The following is a 20,005-nucleotide window of genomic DNA, read 5'->3' on the forward strand; positions in this document are numbered from 1 at the left end:
AATGTACGGCGAGACCTTGCAACGCCGCCATGGAAGGCGTATCGACGCCTGGATTAGCTCAGCAGTGCGCGCATGGTATTGGCCTTCTTGACCTGCTCTTCGCTGCCGCCCTTGATGACCTCATCGATCAGCTCGCGCGCGCCTTCCTTGTCGCCGATTTCCTGGTAGGCGATCGCCAGGTCCAGCTTGGTATCCATTTCCATGTGGATGGCCGACAGCGGGTCTTCCACGCCGGCACTGGCCGTCTTGCCGTCATTCAGGTCCAGGTCGATGCCGGACAAGTCGAATTCCTGCGCAGGCGGAGTGTGTTCGGGCGGCGTGGCCGGCGCTTGCGCATCGTCGAACAGGCTGTCGACGGAAGGCGCTGCGGCCGCCACCGGCGCGGCGGCTGGCGCCACCGGTTCATCGAGGTCGAAATGCGCCAGGTCGACATCCTTCAATGGGTCGGGCAGCGGCGTCAGGCCCGGGCCCACGCCATTCACGGGACCGGCAGGCGGCTCCAGGTCGAGGCCGAAATCCATGCTGGCGTCGTAGTGCGCGTCGTGCGCTGGCGGCACCGCGGGCTCCGGCTTGACGTCGGGGCCAGGCATGACGATGGGGTCGCTGGTGGAAACCGGTTCGAAGTCGAGGCTGTCGAGGTCGAAGTCGAGCGGCTCGCGGCTATCGCGGACGGGCACGGCTGGCGCTTCGGGCGCTGCGACCGCCTCTGCTGACGCCAGGTCGGCCAGCGGCGCAGGGGCGTGCGATTCCTCGGGCAGATCCATGCTCTGGCCGCGCAAGTCGTCGCCGGCGCCCTTGCTCAGGCTGACGACGGCGTCGTCTTCCGTGTCGCCATACAGCGGATTGGCGGGGTCGAGTGCCAGGCCCAGCGCGGCGGCCTGCTGCCACTCATCCCCCTGGCCCCGCGTCATGCTGTACAGCTCGCTGGCCTGGTCTTCGAAGGCGCGCACGTCATTGCGGGCCGAATAGATTTCCAGCAATTTCAGGCGGGCAGCATGGCGCTCCGGGTGCAGGCGCAGGGCTTCCTTGAGAATATCTTCCGCCTGGCCATCGCGGCCGTAGGCGATATACACGTCCGCTTCGGCCACGGGGTCCGTCTCATTGCCTTCAAGCACGCTGGCACCCGCCACGGCGCCGATGCCGGCGGCGGCAGCGGCCGCGCCGAACAAATGATTGCTCGCTTCGGACTGCTGGTCTTCCGGCGCCGGGCCGGCCGGCGGCGCGACGGGCGCTTCAGGCTCGAAGACGGGGGCCACGGCTTCGGGCGGAGGCGGCGCATCCTTGCGGCGGCGCGCGACCACCAGCGCGGCCACGGCGGCCAGCAGCGCGGCGATGCCGATGCCGATGGCACCCAGGTGATCGTTGATCTTGTCGGTAATGGTCGGTTCCAGCGGCGACGGCTTCTTCACCAGCGGCACGGGCTTGGCCTTCGGCACGGGCGGCTGCGCTTCGGCGGGCGCGCTGGCCACGGCACTGGCAGGGGCACTGGCAGGGGCACTGGCCGCAGCGCTGGCAGCGGTCTCGGCCGGCTTGGCCGGCGCGGGCGCGCTCTTGTCGGCCATGGCCTTGCTTTTCACGGCCATCAGCTTTTCCAGGTCGCTGACGTTCTTTTCCAGCTCCTTGACGCGCGCGGCCGCTTCATCGACCTGCTTGGCCTTGGCGATCTTGTCTTCCTCGCTGGCCACGGCGCTCTTGCCGGCGGACTTGGCTGCCGGCTCCGCTTTCGACAGTTTCAGCTTGTCTTGCGCCGCACTCACGGCCGTCGGCTTTTCCTCGACCTTCGTGGCGCCGATCTTGCCGGCCGTGCTTTGCGTTGCCTGTGCCGCCTTGGCCGGCTTGCTCTGGGCGACCTGGCCCGCCAGCTTGTTGCGGTAGGCGTCGAAATCGATGGCATGCGCCGTCACCACGCCCTTGGCCTCGGCCGCGTCGGTGGCGCGCACGGCGTCCGCGCCCGGCACGGCCAGGATGCGTCCCGCCTGCATGCGGTTCATGTTGTCGCCCTTGAAGGCGTCGGGATTGGCGCGGTACAGGGCCACGAGCATCATGTCGAGCGACACGCCCGATGGTTTGAGCTCGCTGGCGATGCGGCTCAGGGTATCGCCCGCCTTGACCTTGTATTCGCCGGCCGGCTTCTTGCGCGACTCCTGTGCCGGTGTCGCTTCCACGCTGCGCCCGGCCCGGCCCGGTTCTGCCGGCGCCGTCACTTGCGCGCCGCGCGTCTGCCGCGCTTCGGGCGTGTCCAGCACGAAGGCATATTCGCGCACCTGGCGCCCGCTCTTGCTGCTCAGTTCCAATAGCAGGTCGACCATCGGCTCGGCCACGGGCTGCGCCGAGCTGATGCGGATGAACGGCTTGCCATTGCGGTTTTCCACGGCAAACGTCAGGGCGTTCAGCGCGGGATTGAATTCCACGTTGGCCTGGCGATAGGCGTCTGGCGGCGCCAGCTTGGCCAGCAGGCTGGCCGCTTCGTCCGGCTTGATGGCCGACAATTCGACCTCGGCGCGCAGCGGCTGGCCGGCGGCGGACAGCACCGTGATCTTGCCCAGCTCGGCCGCGGATGCCGCCGGTGACAATAACACCGCGCAGGCGACAGCGCTGCTGAGCGTTTTGATGGCAAGGGAGGCGACCCGGGGACGAGTGTGTACAGGCATAATTGGCGGCATCTTAGTTGACGTGGGAAAACTGTTACTTTTCCAGAGGTATCAACATATCATCATGCCCAGAGCTATGCAAGCTCCGCATGGTTGAGCCTTGACGGGCTCAGGACGAAAAAAAAGCCGGGAAAACCACCCCGGCTTGTTACTGATCAGCAATTTATTGCCATTACGCGTCCAGCAGGATGCGCAGCATGCGGCGCAGCGGCTCGGCCGCGCCCCACAGCAGCTGGTCGCCCACGGTGAAGGCGGACAGGTATTCGCCGCCCATGCTCATCTTGCGCACGCGGCCGACGGGAATCGTCAGGCTGCCCGTGACGGCGGCCGGCGACAGGTCGCGCACGGACGCTTCGCGCGTGTTCGGCACGAATTTCACCCATTCGTTGTTGCTGGCGATGATGTCGTTGATTTCATCGAGCGGCACGTCTTTCTTCAGCTTGATGGTCAGCGCCTGCGAATGGCAGCGCATGGCGCCGATGCGCACGCACAGGCCGTCGACGGGAATTTCCTTGGTGCCGAAATCGATGCCGCGGCCCAGGATCTTGTTCGTTTCCGCGCCTGCCTTCCACTCTTCCTTCGACTGGCCGTTGCCCAGGTCCTTGTCGATCCACGGAATCAGGTTGCCGGCCAGCGGCGCGCCGAACTGCTTGATCTCGTCCGGGGAATAGCCGTGCTGGGTGGCCAGCACCTGGCGGTCGATTTCCAGGATGGCGGAGGCCGGGTTGTCCAGCAGCGCCTTGACGGAAGCGTTGATGGTGCCAAACTGCGTCAGCAGTTCGCGCATGTGCTGCGCGCCGCCGCCCGATGCCGCCTGGTAGGTCATCGACGTCATCCAGTCGATCAGGTCGTGCTGGAACAGGCCGCCCAGGCCCATCATCATGCACGACACGGTGCAGTTGCCGCCGATGTAGTTCTTGACGCCCTTGCCCAGCGCATCCTTGATGACGTGCAGGTTGACGGGATCGAGCACGATGACGGCGTCTTTTTCCATGCGCAAGGTCGAAGCCGCATCGATCCAGTAGCCGTTCCAGCCGGCTGCGCGCAGCTGCGGGAACACCGCGCTCGTGTAGTCGCCGCCCTGGCAGGAAATGATGATGTCGCACTTGGACAGTTCGGCGATGTTGTTGGCATCCTTGAGGATGGTTTCATTCTTCGCCATGGCCGGCGCCGCGCCGCCCGTGTTCGACGTCGTGAAAAACACCGGTTCGATGTGGGCGAAATCGCCCTCTTCCTGCATGCGCTGCATCAGGACCGAACCGACCATACCGCGCCAACCTACCAAGCCAACTAATTTCATTACCATTCCTCAAGATGAGACGGCGACTGCCGTCATTGAAATATTTTATCCTAATGCACGTACTACGGCATCGCCCATGGCCTCGGTACCGACCAAAGTCGTGCCCGCTTCATGGATGTCGGCCGTGCGCAGGCCCTGCGCCAGCACCTGTTTCACGGCCGCTTCGATCCGGTCCGCCTGCTCTGCGCGGTTCAGGGAATAGCGCAGCATCATGGCGGCCGACAAAATTGTCGCCAGCGGATTGGCGATGCCCTTGCCCGCGATATCGGGCGCCGAACCGTGCGATGGCTCATACAGGCCCTTGTTGTTGGCGTCCAGCGAAGCGGACGGCAGCATGCCGATCGAGCCTGTCAGCATGGCGGCCGCATCCGACAGGATGTCGCCGAACATATTACCGGTGACCATGACGTCGAATTTCTTCGGCGCCCGCACCAGCTGCATGGCCGCGTTGTCGACATACATGTGGTCGAGCGCCACGTCCGGGTATTCCTTGTGCACGTCGATGACGATGTCTTTCCAGAACTGGAAGGTTTCCAGCACGTTGGCCTTGTCCACGCTGGTCAGGCGCTTGTCGCGCTTTTGCGCGGCCTGGAAGGCCACGTGGGCGATGCGGCGGATCTCGCCTTCCGCGTAGCGCATGGTGTCGAAACCTTCGCGCTGGCCCTTGAACGGACCGTCCGGGCACTCGCGCACGCCGCGCGGCTGGCCGAAATAGATGTCGCCCGTCAATTCACGGATGATCAGGATATCCAGGCCGGACACCACTTCCGGCTTCAGGGTCGAAGCGCCTGCCAGCTCCGGATACAAAATGGCGGGACGCAGGTTGGCGAACAGGCCCAGGTTCTTGCGCAAGCCCAGAATCGCCTGCTCCGGACGGAACTGGCGCTCCAGATTGTCGTACTGATAGTCGCCGACGGCGCCGAACAGCACGGCATCGGCCGCCTTTGCCAAGGCCAGCGTGCCTTCCGGCAAGGGATGGCCATGGGCCGCATAGCCGGCGCCGCCCACGGGCGCGCTTTCCAGCTCGAACGATTCGCCCAGCACGTTCAACACCTTGACGGCTTGCGCGACGATTTCAGGACCGATGCCGTCGCCGGGTAAGATTGCAATTTTCATGGATTTCATCTTTAAATAACGTTCGCCAACCAAGGCTGATTGTTCAAATGACGCTCTTCGAAGGCGCGGATATCGTCGGCGTGGCGCAGGGTCAGGCCGATATCGTCCAGGCCATTCATCAGGCAATATTTGCGGAAGGCATCGATCTCGAACGGGTAGGACACGGAACCATTGCTGGTGCGCACGCACTGCTGTTCCAGGTCCACCACCAGCTTGAAGCCGGGGAAAGCCTTGACTTCATTGAACAGGTGATCGACCTGGCCTTCCGACAGCACGATGGGCAGCAAGCCGTTCTTGTAGCAGTTATTGAAGAAGATGTCGGCAAACGATGGCGCGATGATGGCGCGGAAGCCGTACTGGTCCAGCGCCCACGGCGCGTGTTCGCGCGAGGAGCCGCAGCCGAAGTTCTTGCGCGTCAGCAAAATGGAAGCCCCCTGGTAGCGCGGCTCGTTGAGCACGAAATCCGGGTTCAGCGGACGGCGGCTGTTGTCCTGGCCCGGTTCGCCATGGTCGAGATAACGCCACTCGTCGAACAGGTTGGGGCCGAAGCCGCTGCGGTGGATCGATTTCAGGAATTGCTTCGGGATAATCGCGTCGGTGTCGACGTTGGCGCGGTCCAGCGGGGCGACCAGGCCTTCGTAAATCGTAAATTTATCCATGCTGTTTCTACTCGGTAGGACGGGCGGCGCGCTGCACCGGCCCGTCACGGTTTATTTTCCGCCGGCGCCAGTGACAACCTGGCCGACTTTCTGCACATCGCGGCCGATGCCGGAGACGGTATTGCAGCCAGACAGGATGACGGTGGCGATGAGGAGGGCGAAGAGTTTTTTCATGATGGTCTCGTTTGTTTCAGGGAAATGAATGGCGCTAGTGTAAACCAGCAGCTGAAAGCTGGGGCCAGACCTCACTGATCGGAATTTTTTCCACTGGAAAAAATTCCCCCGTCGGGTCTGACCCCGGAATTTGGCTGCGTTACCACGCAGTTCCCTTAATTCATCGCAATCCCCGCACGTCGACAAAGTGGCCGGCGATGCCGGCCGCGGCCGCCATCGCGGGCGATACCAGATGGGTACGCCCGCCCTGCCCTTGGCGGCCTTCGAAGTTGCGGTTCGAGGTCGAGGCACAGCGCTCACCCGGTTCCAGGCGGTCGGCGTTCATGGCCAGGCACATGGAGCAGCCCGGCTCGCGCCACTCGAAACCGGCATCCTTGAAGATGCGGTCCAGGCCTTCCCGTTCCGCCTGGTCCTTCACCAGGCCGGAACCGGGCACGACCAGCGCCAGGGTCACGTTGGAGGCGCGGTACTTGCCGCGCACCACGGCGGCGGCCGCGCGCAAGTCCTCGATGCGCGAATTGGTGCAGGAACCGATGAAGACCTTGTCGATGCGCACGTCGGTAATCGGCGTGTTCGGCGTCAGGGCCATGTAGACCAGGGCCTTCTCGATGGCGTCGCGCTTGACGCTGTCCTTTTCATTGTCCGGATCCGGCACGCGGCCATCGATGCCGATCACCATCTCGGGCGACGTGCCCCACGTCACCTGCGGCTCGATCTCTTGCGCATTGAGCGTGACGACCAGGTCGAAGCGGGCGCCCGGGTCCGAATGCAGGGTGCGCCAGTAGGCCACGGCGCGCTCCCAGTGCGGACCGGCCGGCGAAAACGGACGGCCCTTGACGTAATTGATGGTGGTGTCGTCGACGCCGATGATGCCGGCGCGCGCGCCCGCCTCGATGGCCATGTTGCACACCGTCATGCGGCCTTCCATCGACAGCGCGCGGATGGCCGAACCGCCGAACTCGATACAGTAGCCGGTGCCGCCGGCCGTGCCGATCTTGCCGATGATGGCCAGCACGATGTCTTTCGCCGTCACGCCGGCCGGCAAGGCGCCGTCGACCTGCACCAGCATGGATTTGGATTTCTTTTGCAGCAGGGTTTGCGTGGCCAGCACGTGCTCGACTTCGGAGGTGCCGATGCCGTGCGCCAGCGCGCCGAAGGCGCCATGCGTCGACGTGTGCGAATCGCCGCAGACGACCGTCATGCCGGGCAGGGTGGCGCCCTGCTCGGGGCCGATCACGTGCACGATGCCCTGGCGCTTGTCGTTCATGTTGAAGTAGGTCAAGCCGTAGTGCTTGGCGTTCTTGTCCAGCGTTTCCACCTGCAGGCGCGAGACGGGATCGGCGATGCCGTCGACGCGGCTGGTGGTGGGCACATTATGGTCGGCCACGGCCAGGTTGGCGGAAATGCGCCACGGCTGGCGGCCTGCCACGCTGAGGCCATCGAAGGCTTGCGGGCTGGTGACTTCGTGCAGCAGGTGCCGGTCGATATACAGAATTGTCGTGCCATCATCTTCGGCCCGAACAACGTGGGATTCCCAAAGTTTGTCGTAAAGCGTCTTCATCATGATTTATGCAGCGTTGCCACAGCCTGTTTAAGTGATCTGTCGTACTGATCGAAGGGATCGGCAATGATTATGCCATATTTTGTGCAATGCAGAACCAAAAGCCGCCCCAGCGTGGGATGGGCGATACAAAATTCGGCATACTTTGCGGATATGGTTAAAAAATTGCTGATACGAAAATCCGCCAAAATGCCGGCGGGGCGAATAAAAATCGAAAAAAGCCGAAAAAAAAGCCCGATGCAGAGGTCTGCAGCGGGCTTGGTGTGGGTGCCGTTGATTCTAGGCAGCCATGCGCACACTTCCCCTGCAACCATCCATCAGGAAAGATAGGCCCACGACTAGCACCAGCTCGCCTTCGGCGGAGCGGGCGGTACCGGTAATGCCTTCCACGGTGATGGCCGTCATCGGCTTGATCACCAAGTCGGCCGTGCCATCGACGGCTTCCACGGCCAGAATGTATGGCTGTGGCGCAGCGACAACAATGCCGACGCGCTCGCTGCACGATTCGTAGCCCAGGGCGCCGGCCAGCGAGCGCACGGGCAATGGACGGCCCTGGTCTTTCAGCACGGGCGCGCCGCCCACTTCCATGAAGGTTTCCGGCAATTCGACGACGCGCTGCACCACCGCCATCGGCAGCGCCAGCGCGGCGCCCGAGGTGGAAACGAGCATGGTGGGCACGATCGACAGCTCGATCGGCAGGCGGATGGCGAACTTCGTGCCCTTGCCCAGCGCCGACTCGATGTGGATGGCGCCGCGGTTTTTCTCCACGGCCGTCTTCACCACGTCCATGCCCACGCCGCGGCCGGAGACGCTGGAAGCGACTTCCTTGGTCGAGAAGCCCGGCAGGAACACCAGCTGGAAGCATTCATCGTTGCTCAGTTGCGCGTTTTCACTGATCAAGCCCTTTTGCTGCGCCTTGCTGCGCAGGAAGACCGGGTCCATGCCCTTGCCATCGTCTTGCAGCACGATCATGACGCTGTTGGCTTCCTGCCACGCTTTGAGCGAGATATACGACTTGGCGGGCTTGCCGGCGGCCAGGCGCGCCTCCGGCGATTCGACGCCATGGTCGAGCGAGTTGCGCAGCATGTGCACGAGCGGATCGTACAGGCTGTCGACCACCACGCGGTCGACTTCCGTCTCCGCGCCCTCGATGGTCAGTTCGACATCCTTGCCCAGGTCTTTCGCCAGCTCGCGCACCAGGCGCGGGAATTTCTGGAACAGACGGCCAACGGGCTGCATGCGCGTGGCCAGGGTGGCCCGCTGCAGTTCCGTCGAGTAGCGCGAGGCGCGTTCCAGGGTTTCCGCCAGGGTCGCCATCAAGGTGGCGGCCTGGCCTTCGAATTTGAATTGCAGCAAGCGCTCGAGCAGCACGGCGGCCTGGTTGGCGGCCTGCACGGATTCGCCGGCCACTTCCAGCAAGGCGTCGAGCTTGACGGCGTCGACGCGGATGCTGTCTTCCTTGACGGGTGCGGCATGGCGCACGTCGGGACGCTCTTCGCGGCGTTCCGCGCCATCCCAGGCCTTGGCGGCGGGCTTGGCGGCGGCAGCGGCCGCAGGCGCGGCGGCCGGGGCGGCGGATGCGGCTGGCGCGGCCACGACGGCCAGCTGATTGCCTGCCGGCACGACGGCGTTATACATGCCTTCCCAGTCCAGGCCATCGGCGCTGGCGGTCGCGGCCGGCGCGGCGACCACGACCTCGGCCACCTCGGCGACCACGGCGGCAGCGACCGGCGCTGGCGCGTCCATGCCCTTGCCTTCGATGGCGTTCGTCAGGATATGTTCCAGCTCTTCCGGCATGGCCGGCAGGCTTTCCGGCGCGGATCCGTTGGCCAGTTCCGTCAGCTGGTCGGCCACGAAGCCGGACGCCTGCAGCGCCGCCTCGATGGCGATCGGGGTCACGGGCGCGGCGCCCGTGCGCAAGGCATCGAACAGGTTTTCCGTCAGATGGCAGGCGGCCACCAGCGCGGGCAAGCCCATGAAGCCGGCGCCGCCCTTGATGGTGTGAAAAGAACGAAACACGGCATTCAGTGTTTCCTTGTTGTCCGGATCGCGCTCGAGACGCAATAAGTGCTCTTCAACATTAACCGCAAGATCCATCGCCTCGACGACGAAATCCTTGAGCATATCGTCCATTAGAATCCCAAATCCGCAAGAAGGTCATCCACATTGTCCTGGTCCAGCGCCACCGATGGCACGGACGGGCCCTGCATCAGCGGCGCGTCCTGCTTCTGCGCCAGCTTTTCGCGCACTTCGGCCGGCGCGTTGTCGCGCAGCAGCTGGGCCAGCTCGTTTTCCACCGTCTTGGTGATGTTGACCACTTTTTTGATCAGTTGTCCCGTGATGTCCTGGAAGTCCTGGGCCATCATGATTTCCAGCAAGCGGGCTTTTTCCGCTTCCGTTGCCTCGGCAACAGCTTGCGCGAACTGGCGCGAGTCGCCGGCCAGGGCCTTGAATTCTTCCAGGCTCAGCTTGCCGTCGAACAGCGCCGTCCAGCGGCCATCCATGTCCTTGGCCTGCTTCGACAGCACATCCTGCGCCGGCATGCCTTCGTCGAGCGTGTTCAAGACCTTGTTGGCGGCCTGTTCCGTCAGGGTGGCGACGTATTCCAGGCGGTCCTGGGCGTCGACGATCTGCGACGAGGCTTCCGTCAGCGCCTTGTCGTAGCCCAGCTCGCGCAAGGAATCGTGCAGCAGGCGCACGATGCCGCCCAGGCGCTCGAACATCGGCTTGTCGGACTGGTCGACGGGCTCGGCCGCTTCGCCGGACACGGCGGCAGCCACTGGCGCCGCTTCCACGGCGGCTGGCTCGGCGGCTGGCGCCGGCACGGCGGCGCTGGCCGACACGGCATCGAACAGCGCGTCGAAATCGTCTTCCGCGATCACGGCGGGAGCGGGCGCGGCGGCAGGCGCGGGCTTGGCAGCAGCCGCGCTTTGCGCGGATACTTCATCGAATAATGCATCGAAATCATCAGCGGCGTTGGTCATATCCCTGCTTCTCCATAATTTGTCAAAATTCCGCCTGAACTGTGCGTTTTACAGACTGATACCCGCAATTTCTCGATTAAGATGATTTGAGGCAATACCGCTGCGATGGTGCGAGTGTAGCAGGGCGCCGCCCTGTTGGTAAATCTCAAAACGCGCTTCCTGGTGCAAAGCGCCTCCACAAGAGCTTTTCCACCAGGAAATAAGTGTTCCTACTGTTGTATTTTGAAATACTACCATTGGCCTGCAGGCAAGACCACGCCCCGCGCAAGAAATCCCTGCCGCCGAGCGGCCGGTGTGGCAGCGCCGCATCGCCGCCATTGTGGGCAAACACACGGTTTTTTTGTTAATGTTGTCTATACTGAAGGTGCAGTAGTGTTGATAATTATCAAGTCTTTACATGAATACAATGCTGCCGCCACGTCTACAATAAGGACGTTGCGCGTGCTGGTTCACTGCCGAAGGAGCTGCCATGTATAAGAAAATTCTGATTGCCACGGACGGTTCCACCGTTTCCAACCTGACCGCTTGCGCCGGCGTCGCCTTTGCCGAACAGATGCACGCCGACATCCTCGCCGTGTATGTGGCGCCCGAGTACCAGTACCCCGTGTACATCGAGATCATTCCCCCCAGCTATCCCAGCGAAGAGGAATACCGCATCGCCATGCGCAAGGCGGGCGCCGACCACTGGCAGCCCATCCTGGACGCGGCCGCCAAGCGGGGACTGGAGGCGACGGGCCTGACGGCGTTTTCCGACAGCCCCGCCCTGAAGATCGTGGAAGTGGCGCAACTGCAGCACTGCGACCTGATCTTCATGGGTTCGCATGGGCGCAGCGGCTGGGGGCAATTGCTGCTGGGCAGCGTGACGAATAAGGTGCTGTCGCATTCGAAGTTGCCCGTGCTGGTGCACAGGCTGATCAAGGAACCCGCGCCGCAATAGCGGGTCTTATGGCAGCAGGGTGCCAACGCCAGGCAACTGTTAAGAAAAAGGCAAATGCAGCGCCGTTTTCAGTTAATATGACAAGCTTACTCGTTTCTTAACATTGGGTTGCCCGCCAAAGGCCGCCCGCCAGATTGCCTGCCTATGATACGCATTGTGATTGCCGACGACCACACCATCATGCGCGAGGGCTTGAAGCGCATACTCGACGGCGCGCCGGACATCGATATCGTCGGCGAGGCCATCGACGGCTTCGAAGTGCTCAACCATGTCCGCCAGGGCGGTTTCGACCTGCTGCTGCTGGACCTGTCGATGCCGGGCCGCAGCGGCGTCGACCTGATACGCCAGATCCGCAGCGAAGCGCCCAAGCTGGCCATCCTGATCCTCACCATGCACGAGGAAGAACAATATGCCGTGCGCGCCATCCGCGCCGGCGCGCAAGGCTATCTGACCAAGGAAAGCGCGGGCACGCAGCTGGTGGGCGCCATCCACAAGGTGGCATCGGGGCGCCCCTACATCAGCGCGGAAGTGGCCGAGCAGCTGGTGCTCAACATCATGATGCCGAACGAGAGCTTGCTGCACAAACAGCTGTCGGACCGCGAATTCGAAGTCTTTTCCCTGCTGGTGGCCGGCAAGTCGATCACGGAGATCGCCAACAATCTGCACCTGAGCGTGAAAACCGTCAGCACGCACAAGACGCGCATCATGCAAAAAATGGGCATGAGCTCCCTCTCGGAAATGGTCCAGTACGCCGTCGCGCACCGCCTGCTCTCCCCCTTCAAGACCTGAGTCCCTCCGCAGCATGGCGTATCGAGCGTAGGAACAATCCTACGCCGCCTGCCGCAGCTCCTACTGCCATATTCAGCCACCGCTGATATTAATTCCATACGGTTGTTGGCATACTGAAACCAGTAATCAAGTTGCTGGGAACTTATTTCATCACACAGCACATCTTCAGCGAATTGAGCATTACCTGCCAGGACGCGCGCCGCCGAGCATTGCGCCGTGCCCGCCGCCTTGCGCACTCCGTCATTCAACTCTGAACTACCTGTCACCAGGAGATGAACATGCTGTCCACGCAAACGCCTGAAACCCGCCCTGCTTCCGCATCGCTGCCCCCATCGTCGCCGATGGAAGCAGGACGCCAGCGCCAGGGGCGGCTATGGTCGAACCTGAAGGAAGTATGCGACTTGCTGCATATCTCCAGCGCCTGCACCATCGCCGCCGACGAGCTGCTGTTCCAGCACGTGCAATTCAAGACAGGCCAGCGCGTGCACACGATCGGCCAGCCCTTCGATACCCTGTACATCGTCAACTCGGGCTTCCTGAAAACCGTTCTCATCGACGAATTCGGCAATGAACAGGTGCTCAGCTTTCCCATGAAGGGCGACATGCTGGGCGTGGACGGCATCCACTCGCGCCATTACTCCTCGGAAGCGGTGGCCCTGTCCGACTGCGACCTGATCCTGCTGCCGTTCAAGAAACTCACGGCCCTGGGCCGCGTGCACCTGGAACTGGAAAATGTCATGTACGGCGTGATGAGCCGCGAACTCGTGCGCGAGCAGGCCATGATCGGCATGCTGGGCGCCCTCAGCGCCGAAGCGCGCGTGGCGCGCTTTCTCGTCTCGCTGGCCGACCGCTTCGCGCAGATGGGCTACTCCAGCAAGCTGTTCAACCTGCGCATGACGCGCCATGAAATCGGCAGCTATCTGGGCCTGACCCTGGAAACGGTCAGCCGCACCCTGTCCGCCTTCAATGAAATCGGCCTGATCACGGTAGATCAGCGCACCATCGGCATCAAGGATCCGGACGCCCTGAAAACCCTGCGCCGCCTGCCGCCGTCGCGCTCGCGCGCCAAGCAGCTGGCCGCCGCCAAGCTGAAAGCCGATACGGCCGCAGCCGCCACCGCGTCGGCGCAATTGCTGGCGACCATTTAACGCCTTCCCTTTTTTCAAGCTTGGCACAGGCTTGGTCCGGCCGAGGCGCGCAAACGCCTCGCCGGGCCTTTTTTGCTGCCCATTTCCCGTCTGTGCCCCGCGCGTGCCGCGTTTCCCCACTGCTTCTATCGCCTGTGCCAGGCCAGCGCAAAAAAGCGCGGATTGCGCACAAATAAGCCTTGCTTTTCGGGCCACATTCAACAATAATGCAAATACGAATCATTCTCAACTGAGACAAAGAAAGCCCAACATGCAAAGCTCAAAACCAGCCTTGATCCAGGATGCCGCCACTGCCCACGTCCGTCCGCCCGTCAGCATGGCGCAACCGGCGCGCCGCATCACCAGCGAAGCGCTGCTGCAGCAGGGCCGCGAAGTGGAGATTGAACACAGCGGCAAGATTTACCGCCTGCGCGTCACGCAATTGAACAAGCTGATCCTGACTGCCTGAAGCAGCACGGCAGCCAGCCACCCCACTCGCCAGCCAGTCGTGCCCTCCGCGTGCGCCAGCCAGCCAAACTACCGCACAGGAGCGTTTGATGGCGACCGACCGACCTGCTTCGAAGTTTTCGTCCGTGAACGGGCAACAGCCTGAGTTGATGCTGTCGGCCGTGCTGCACCTGATGTCGCATTACCATGCCAACGGCGCCTGCCCGAAACTGGCGGGCGTCATCGAACGCCATTTGCAGGCGCTGTCCAGCCTGCCCGACCTGGGCCCCGTGCTGCAGGCCACCTGCCAGCAGCTGTCGCAGCAGTGGGCCGCGCTGGTGGCCCAGCACCGGCCCGCGCCGCCGAAAACTAGCGTCATCGAACGCCTGGCCCGCATGCTCGGCGCCAAGCGCGCCGCCATGCCCTTGCCGCAGTAACGCTTCCGCTTTCACTCCCCTACACCGCCCTACAGGATATCGCCATGTGTGACAAAGACAAGTCCCTGCCCGTCATCAGCAATTGTTCCAGTGCCGAGGCCGACACGGCCGCGCTTGCCTCGCGCCGCCGGCGCCTGTGGGAACTGTCGCATACCTGCCATTGCCCGCTGGTCGGCGTGGGCTTGCCGCTGGGGTATTTGCGCAAGCTGGTGGGCAAGATGACGGGCGGGCGCGTGCTGGCCGACGACTACGAAGTGCACGTGGGCGCCGTGACGGAATGCGGCGCGCGCAACCGCCTGTCGGAAGCGCTGCAAAAGGAGCTCGAACGCCGCTACGCGCCCGTGATCCTGCGCTTTCGCGGCGCCAAGACGACGGAACAAGTGGCCCAGCTGTGGCGCGCGGCCGTCGCCAATGGCGACGTGTCGGGCGCCTTCTGGGCCGGCCTGACGCACCCGCGCTGCGACGCGGAACTGGAAGAGCAGATGTGCCGCGACCTGCACATGATCCAGCACCAGGCAGGTGCGTGCGTGCGCGCCGACATGGGCAAGTTCACGGCCTTGCAGGAAGAAAATACGCGCCTGACGCATGAACTGGCCAAGCTGCAACAGCGCAGCCAGGCCATGCTGCTGGAAAAGACGGGCGACCTGGAACGCCAGGAAGCCGTGCTGCTGCGCACGCGGGCCGAGTCGATCGGCAAGGACAGCGTCATCGACGGCTTGCGCGCGGAACTGGCGCAGCTGCAGGCGGCCATCCCGGCGCTGGAATCGCGCACGCGCCTGGTCGAACGCCTGGCGCAGATGGATGAGCGCGAAAAGGAATTGCGCCAGCAAATCACGGAATTGAAGCAGACCCAGCCACGCTCGGGCACGGCCGTGCCGCCGCCGGCGCCGAAACTGGAAGTGCCCACGGGCGGCAAGCTGAAAATGCCGATCCGTCTCGTCGACCAGAGCGTCCTGTGCGTGGGCGGACGCAGCGGCAATGTCGCCACCTACCGCGCCCTGATCGAACGGGTGGGCGCACAGTTCGCCCACCACGATGGCGGCCTGGAAGACAACGCCAACTTGCTCGACTCGAGCCTGGCAGCGGCCGACCTGGTGATTTGCCAGACGGGCTGCATCAGCCACAGCGCCTACTGGCGGGTCAAGGATTATTGCAAGCGCACGGGCAAGCGTTGCGTCTTCATCGACAATCCCAGCATCTCGAGCCTGGCGCGCGGCTTGCAGGAAGTGAGCGGCGAGATGGAACCGGCCGCGCTGAACACGGCGGACTAGACAACAACGGCGGCGCGGCAAACGGGCGGCGCGACAGGCGCCACCGCGCCGTTTACGCTGCCCGCCTATGCCGCCTGGAACAGGCAAGGACGGAGCAGGCGGCGCCTTCCCGCTTACGCGGCCAGTTCGCGCGCGATGGCGTCGCGCAAAATCGCATCGTCGACCGTCGTGTCGGGCGCAAAGCGTCCCACCACCTTGCCCTCCTTGCTGATCAAGAACTTCTCGAAATTCCACAGCACGTCGCTGGGCTGCGCTTGCGTGATGCCGTAGCCGGCCAGCTTGGCGCGGAAATCGCTGCCCGGCTTTTCCTGCGCCTGCGGCTGCTGCTCGACCAGGCGCTGGTACAGCGGATGCTGGCCCGGCCCCTTGACGACGATCTTTTCAAACATGGGAAATTGCACGCCGAAGGTGCCACGGCAAAAGTCCGCGATCTCGGCATTGCTGCCCGGCTCCTGCGCGCCGAATTCATTGGCGGGAAACCCGGCCACCACCAGGCCCTCGGCCTGCTTGTCGGCGTAGAGTTTTTCCAGTCCCTCGTACTGCGGCGTCAAGCCGCAGGCGGACGCCACGTTCACCACCAGCACGACCTTGCCACGATAGGCATCCAGGCTGGTGGGGTCGCCATTGATGCGGCGCAAGGGAATGTCGTAAATGCTGTCACTCATGATGGCTCTCCTTGGATGAAACAGCCATCATAGCCGCCCGCGCGCGAATGCGCTGGCGGCGGCAAAAAATTCAGTACACGTCGCGGCGGTAACGTCCTTCGGCCGCCAGCGCGTCGAGCGCGGAGCGGCCCAGCATCTCCTGCAGGGCCTGGTCGACGCCGCCCGCCATGCCCGCCAGGCTGCCGCAGACGTAGATGGCCGCGCCCTGCGCCAGCCACAGTTTGACTTCGTCGGCATTGCCGCGCAGGCGGTCCTGCACGTAGGTGCGCTCCGCCTGGTCGCGCGAAAACGCCAGGTCCAGGCGCGGCAAGTCGCCGCTGGCATGCCAGCGTTCAATCTCTTCGCGATAGTGGAAATCGTGGGCAAGGTTGCGTTCGCCAAAGATCAGCCAGTTGCGCCGCTGGCCCGCCAGCACGCGGCTTTTCAAATGCCCGCGCAAGCCGGCGATGCCGCTGCCGTTGCCGATCAAAATCAATGGCCGCTGGGCATTGTCTTCCAGGCGGAAACGGCGGTGCTGGCGCAAGCGCAGCTGCACCACGTCGCCGACGGCCGCCTGTGCCGTGAGCCAGCCGGACGCCAGGCCCAGGCTGCCATCGGGATGCGCATGCTGGCGCACCAGCAAGTGCACGCCGCCATCCTGCGGGATCGAGGCGATCGAATATTCGCGCGGCTGCGCCGGGTCGGCGGGCGCGGCCACCTGCACCAGGTCGCCCGACTGCCATGCCGGCAGGCTGCCCGCCACGGGCGCCAGTTCCACGTGGTAGATGGCGCCGCCGGCGCTGCCGGGATTCAACAAGCGCCGCTGCGTCAGGCGCCAGTCGTCAAAGGCCGGTGCGCTCCAGTCCGGCGCGTCGCTGGTGCCGGCCAGGTGGCTCAGGTGCTGGAACCACTGTTCGATGGCGGCACTGGCGCTGCGGTCGACTTCGATGCGCTCGAACAGGCGCGACGCTCCCTGCCCCGCCAGCCAGGCGTCGAGTGCGCGGCCAAAGCCGCAGTAATGTCCATAGCTGCGGTCGCCCAGGGCCAGCACGGCGTAATGCAGCTGCGGCAGCGCCAGGTCGCCCGTCATCAACCTGCCCATGAAGGCGGCCGCATTGTCGGGCGCATCGCCTTCGCCATACGTGCTGACCAAAAACAAGGCCCGTTCCGCTTGCTGCAAGTGGCTGGCCGTGACGTCCGCCAGCGGGCACAGATGCACGGCAATGCCGGCCAGTTGCACACTGCGCGCCGTTTGCGTGGCCAGCTCTTCGGCATTGCCCGTCTGGCTTGCATATGCCACCAGCCAGGGACGGCTGTCGGCCAGGGCCGCCCTGGCCGCGTCGGCCGCGCGGCGCTTGCCGCGTGCGCGCAGCCACGGTGCGAGGCACACGCCCGCGTAGCTGAGGGACATGGCGGCCAGCAAGGCCAGCCGCGTCGTATCGTGCGTAAAAATCATGGGAAATAAGTGTTCATTCGTCGAGCATGGCCAGCAACTGGCTGCTCAAAAATTCGCGGTAGCCATGGCCGTCGCGCTGCAGGAAGCGCGCGGCCAGGCCCTGTTCCTCGGCCAGCGCCATGCCGGCATCGGCGCCCAGCACCGTCAAGGCCGTGGACCAGGCATCGGCGGCCATGCATTCCGCATGCACGACGGTAACGGAAGCGAGCTGATTGGCGATCGGCATGCCGCTGCGCGGATCGATGGTATGTGAAAAGCGCGCCGTGCCATCGTCAAAAAAACGCCGGTAGTCGCCCGAGGTCGCCACCGACAGGCCATGCAGCGCCAGCAGCATTTCCGCCGGATGGTTGTCTTTGCCGGCGCCTTCGACCTGCTCCAGCATGACCCACCATGGCTGGCCGTCGGGCTTGCTGCCGGCGCCGCGCAGCTCGCCGCCCACTTCGACCAGGTAATGCTCGATGCCCTGGCTTTCCAGGTAGCGGGCCAGGCGGTCCACGCCATAGCCCTTGGCGATGGCGGACAGGTCCAGCTGCAAGCCGCCGGGCTGGCGCGCGCGGCGGGCCGGCAAGTCCAGCTCCAGGCGGCGGCGCTGGCGCTGCGACAGTAGCAGGGCCACCGTATCATGTTTGGGGGGAAGAAAACCGGGCTGGTCGTACCGGTTGCGGGGACCGAAGCCCCACAGGTTGACGAGCGCGCCGGCACAGGGGTCATAGGCGCCGCCGGAGGCCTGCGCCACATGCATGGCCAAGCCCAGCACTTCGCAAAAGGCGGCGGGCAGGCTGTGCCAGCTGCCGGCCTCTGCCCGGTTGAAGCGGCCGAGGTCGGACTCGTCGCTCCAGTGGCTCATTTGCGCCACCACCAGGTCCAGCTGCTGCTGCAAGCCCAGCTGCAAATCGGCGCTGCCGGCACGCCCCGGCATGGCGGGGTCCAGCAAGCGCACGGACCAGCTGGTGCCCATCGACAGGCCGCGCAGATCCCGGATCGCGGCGCCGGGCGGCGCGACCTGGTCTGAAATATGCTGGGGCAGCAGGACCCGGCGCATCGGCACTGTCGTTTGCGAAGACGCTCCCGCTTACTGCGGCAGCACTTCCACGGAGGCCGCGTAGGTGGCGCGCCGTTCCGGCATCACCGGCGGCTGGCCGGCCACGGCCGGGGCGGCCGCAGGCCAGGTGCTGCTCAGGTAATACATGCCGGCCGCCGGCAGCGTGAACGTGATCTCGCCCTTGGCATCCGTGCTCTGGCGGATTTCACCGAGCACGCCACGGTAGCGCACGCCACCTGGCACCAGGCTGAAGGCCTGGTTCGCCGCCGGCTTGCCGTCGATCAGGAAACGCCACGTGGCTTTCTCGCCGGCGCGCAAGTCGTTCGGATGCGTGACCGGGACGAATTCCAGGCCCGTGCCCGTCGGCTTGAACACTTCCGTGCTGGTCTCGCCATTGCTGAAGAAAGTTTCCAGGCGCGCTGCCGTGCGCGTGATCTTCAAGTCTTTCGCGTCGGCCGGCACGTCCTTCTTGAAGCTTTCCTCATTGCCGCGGAAACGCTTCTGCTCGCCATTGAGCGTGTAGCTGCCCATGACGTTTTGCGACACGATGGCGGCCTTGTAGGTGCCCGGCTTTTCCATCTTGACGTCGAAGACGCTGCGCAGGCGGCCGGTCAGGGTGTTCGCTGGCGTGACTTTCGCGCCATCGGGGCCGAACACCTGCAGCGCGTCCAGGCGCAGCGGCTGGTGATCGATCTCGAACAGGCCGTCGGAGACGGCGGCATCGACCGTGACCCAGGCGTCCTTGCTCTCCACCATCGTGCTCGACGGCACCATCCAGCCGCGGTGGGCGTGGGCGTTCATGGCCAGGCCAGCCAGGGCCAGCGCGATCAGCGGTTTATTCAGTTGCTTGAACATAGTGGTGCGCCTTTATGGTTTGAGTTGGACGACGACATTACCGAGTTCTTCCTTGCCTTTGGCCGGCACGGCCTGGGCCGATTTCAGCGGCCACTGGAACGGCACGCGCACCAGTTCGCGTCCGCCCGCTTCGCGCGCCGCTTCCACCACGACCTGGTATTCACCGGGCGGCAGCTTGTCGAGCAAGGCCTTGGCGCCAGGGAAAGTCAGCGTATGTTCGCCCGGCGCGCGCGTGGCGCCGCTGACGCCGTCGACCGGCATGGCCAGGTCGCGGCCGCTCTTGCGCCACCATTGACGCATGTCCTTCAGCCATTTTTCTCCCGCCTTGTCTTTCTTTTTCACGTCATACAGCACGGCCAGGTTGCCGACTACCTTCTGGTCCGCCGTTTCCAGCCATGCCGCCACGTAGGGACGGTGGTATTCCGCCACGTTCAGTTGCGGGATTTCAAGCTTGAGGGACAGGTCGGCAGCCATCGCCGAAGTGCCGATCAGGGGAAGGCCAAGCGCCAGGGAGTAGCGTAATTTCATGGTGTGCCTGTAAAAAGGAAAATAAAA

Annotated in this window: 20 protein-coding genes; 6 read left to right on the top strand and 14 right to left on the bottom strand. The window is 64.2% G+C overall.

Going from position 1 to position 20,005, the window contains the following annotated elements; translation table 11 throughout:
* Nucleotides 1-53: 53 nt before the first annotated feature.
* From ACZ92H_RS01550 to ACZ92H_RS01590, 9 genes are all read right to left on the bottom strand, one after another.
* The gene (locus tag ACZ92H_RS01550) at nucleotides 54-2,651 is read right to left on the bottom strand and encodes a motility hub landmark protein FimV (protein WP_465048252.1); all 2,598 of its coding nucleotides are present in this window, start codon (nucleotides 2,649-2,651) and stop codon (nucleotides 54-56) included.
* Between the two features lie 172 nt (nucleotides 2,652-2,823).
* The gene (asd, locus tag ACZ92H_RS01555; RefSeq protein ID WP_465048251.1) at nucleotides 2,824-3,951 is read right to left on the bottom strand and encodes an aspartate-semialdehyde dehydrogenase; all 1,128 of its coding nucleotides are present in this window, start codon (nucleotides 3,949-3,951) and stop codon (nucleotides 2,824-2,826) included.
* A gap of 45 nt (nucleotides 3,952-3,996) precedes the next feature.
* Nucleotides 3,997-5,067: a 3-isopropylmalate dehydrogenase gene (leuB, locus tag ACZ92H_RS01560; protein ID WP_465048250.1), complete on the bottom strand. Its 1,071-nt coding sequence runs from the start codon at nucleotides 5,065-5,067 to the stop codon at nucleotides 3,997-3,999.
* Nucleotides 5,068-5,078: 11 nt separating this feature from the next.
* Nucleotides 5,079-5,726: a 3-isopropylmalate dehydratase small subunit gene (gene leuD / locus ACZ92H_RS01565; protein WP_131370945.1), complete on the bottom strand. Its 648-nt coding sequence runs from the start codon at nucleotides 5,724-5,726 to the stop codon at nucleotides 5,079-5,081.
* A gap of 51 nt (nucleotides 5,727-5,777) precedes the next feature.
* Nucleotides 5,778-5,900, bottom strand: coding sequence for an entericidin A/B family lipoprotein (locus tag ACZ92H_RS01570; protein WP_010400408.1), 123 nt, complete (start codon nucleotides 5,898-5,900; stop codon nucleotides 5,778-5,780).
* A gap of 160 nt (nucleotides 5,901-6,060) precedes the next feature.
* Nucleotides 6,061-7,464 carry a 3-isopropylmalate dehydratase large subunit gene (leuC, locus tag ACZ92H_RS01575; protein ID WP_131370948.1) on the bottom strand — a complete coding sequence of 468 codons (1,404 nt, stop codon included), beginning with the start codon at nucleotides 7,462-7,464 and terminating at the stop codon, nucleotides 6,061-6,063.
* Complete coding sequence (locus ACZ92H_RS01580; protein ID WP_465048249.1) at nucleotides 7,461-7,760, bottom strand: hypothetical protein; 300 nt, start codon at nucleotides 7,758-7,760, stop codon at nucleotides 7,461-7,463. Before ACZ92H_RS01580 ends, leuC begins: the two co-directional genes overlap by 4 nt.
* A complete protein-coding gene (locus tag ACZ92H_RS01585) occupies nucleotides 7,741-9,594 on the bottom strand; it encodes a chemotaxis protein CheA (protein WP_465048248.1) in 1,854 nt (617 codons plus the stop codon). Before ACZ92H_RS01585 ends, ACZ92H_RS01580 begins: the two co-directional genes overlap by 20 nt.
* The gene (locus tag ACZ92H_RS01590; RefSeq protein WP_131370957.1) at nucleotides 9,594-10,445 is read right to left on the bottom strand and encodes a protein phosphatase CheZ; all 852 of its coding nucleotides are present in this window, start codon (nucleotides 10,443-10,445) and stop codon (nucleotides 9,594-9,596) included. The genes ACZ92H_RS01585 and ACZ92H_RS01590 overlap by 1 nt, the downstream gene beginning before the upstream one ends.
* 469 nt (nucleotides 10,446-10,914) lie before the next feature.
* On the opposite strand from ACZ92H_RS01590, the gene ACZ92H_RS01595 reads away from it, so the two are divergent.
* The 6 genes from ACZ92H_RS01595 to ACZ92H_RS01620 all read left to right on the top strand — a co-directional run bounded on the left by ACZ92H_RS01595 (nucleotide 10,915) and on the right by ACZ92H_RS01620 (nucleotide 15,453).
* Nucleotides 10,915-11,382 carry a universal stress protein gene (locus ACZ92H_RS01595; RefSeq protein WP_131370960.1) on the top strand — a complete coding sequence of 156 codons (468 nt, stop codon included), beginning with the start codon at nucleotides 10,915-10,917 and terminating at the stop codon, nucleotides 11,380-11,382.
* Between the two features lie 144 nt (nucleotides 11,383-11,526).
* Nucleotides 11,527-12,171, top strand: a complete 645-nt coding sequence (locus ACZ92H_RS01600) for a response regulator (RefSeq protein ID WP_034750556.1) — start codon at nucleotides 11,527-11,529, stop codon at nucleotides 12,169-12,171.
* Nucleotides 12,172-12,512: 341 nt separating this feature from the next.
* Entirely contained in the window at nucleotides 12,513-13,319 is an 807-nt protein-coding gene (locus tag ACZ92H_RS01605; protein WP_092797003.1) for a Crp/Fnr family transcriptional regulator, read from the top strand.
* A 250-nt stretch (nucleotides 13,320-13,569) separates the two neighbouring features.
* A complete protein-coding gene (gene hemP, locus ACZ92H_RS01610) occupies nucleotides 13,570-13,767 on the top strand; it encodes a hemin uptake protein HemP (RefSeq protein WP_034750559.1) in 198 nt (65 codons plus the stop codon).
* An 88-nt stretch (nucleotides 13,768-13,855) separates the two neighbouring features.
* The gene (locus ACZ92H_RS01615; protein ID WP_131370963.1) at nucleotides 13,856-14,182 is read left to right on the top strand and encodes a hypothetical protein; all 327 of its coding nucleotides are present in this window, start codon (nucleotides 13,856-13,858) and stop codon (nucleotides 14,180-14,182) included.
* Nucleotides 14,183-14,226: 44 nt separating this feature from the next.
* A complete protein-coding gene (locus tag ACZ92H_RS01620; protein ID WP_131370966.1) occupies nucleotides 14,227-15,453 on the top strand; it encodes a DUF2325 domain-containing protein in 1,227 nt (408 codons plus the stop codon).
* 113 nt (nucleotides 15,454-15,566) lie between these two features.
* On the opposite strand, the gene ACZ92H_RS01625 is transcribed toward ACZ92H_RS01620, so the two are convergent.
* From ACZ92H_RS01625 to ACZ92H_RS01645, 5 genes are all read right to left on the bottom strand, one after another.
* Nucleotides 15,567-16,118, bottom strand: coding sequence for a glutathione peroxidase (locus tag ACZ92H_RS01625; protein ID WP_131370969.1), 552 nt, complete (start codon nucleotides 16,116-16,118; stop codon nucleotides 15,567-15,569).
* A 70-nt stretch (nucleotides 16,119-16,188) separates the two neighbouring features.
* Entirely contained in the window at nucleotides 16,189-17,553 is a 1,365-nt protein-coding gene (locus ACZ92H_RS01630) for a sulfite reductase subunit alpha (protein WP_465048247.1), read from the bottom strand.
* Nucleotides 17,554-17,566: 13 nt separating this feature from the next.
* Nucleotides 17,567-18,595, bottom strand: coding sequence for an FAD:protein FMN transferase (locus ACZ92H_RS01635; RefSeq protein WP_465048246.1), 1,029 nt, complete (start codon nucleotides 18,593-18,595; stop codon nucleotides 17,567-17,569).
* Nucleotides 18,596-18,625: 30 nt separating this feature from the next.
* Nucleotides 18,626-19,450, bottom strand: coding sequence for a DUF4198 domain-containing protein (locus tag ACZ92H_RS01640; RefSeq protein WP_465048245.1), 825 nt, complete (start codon nucleotides 19,448-19,450; stop codon nucleotides 18,626-18,628).
* Between the two features lie 12 nt (nucleotides 19,451-19,462).
* A complete protein-coding gene (locus ACZ92H_RS01645; RefSeq protein ID WP_465048244.1) occupies nucleotides 19,463-19,978 on the bottom strand; it encodes a DUF2271 domain-containing protein in 516 nt (171 codons plus the stop codon).
* Nucleotides 19,979-20,005: the final 27 nt, after the last annotated feature.

Source organism: Janthinobacterium foliorum, assembly GCF_978021625.1.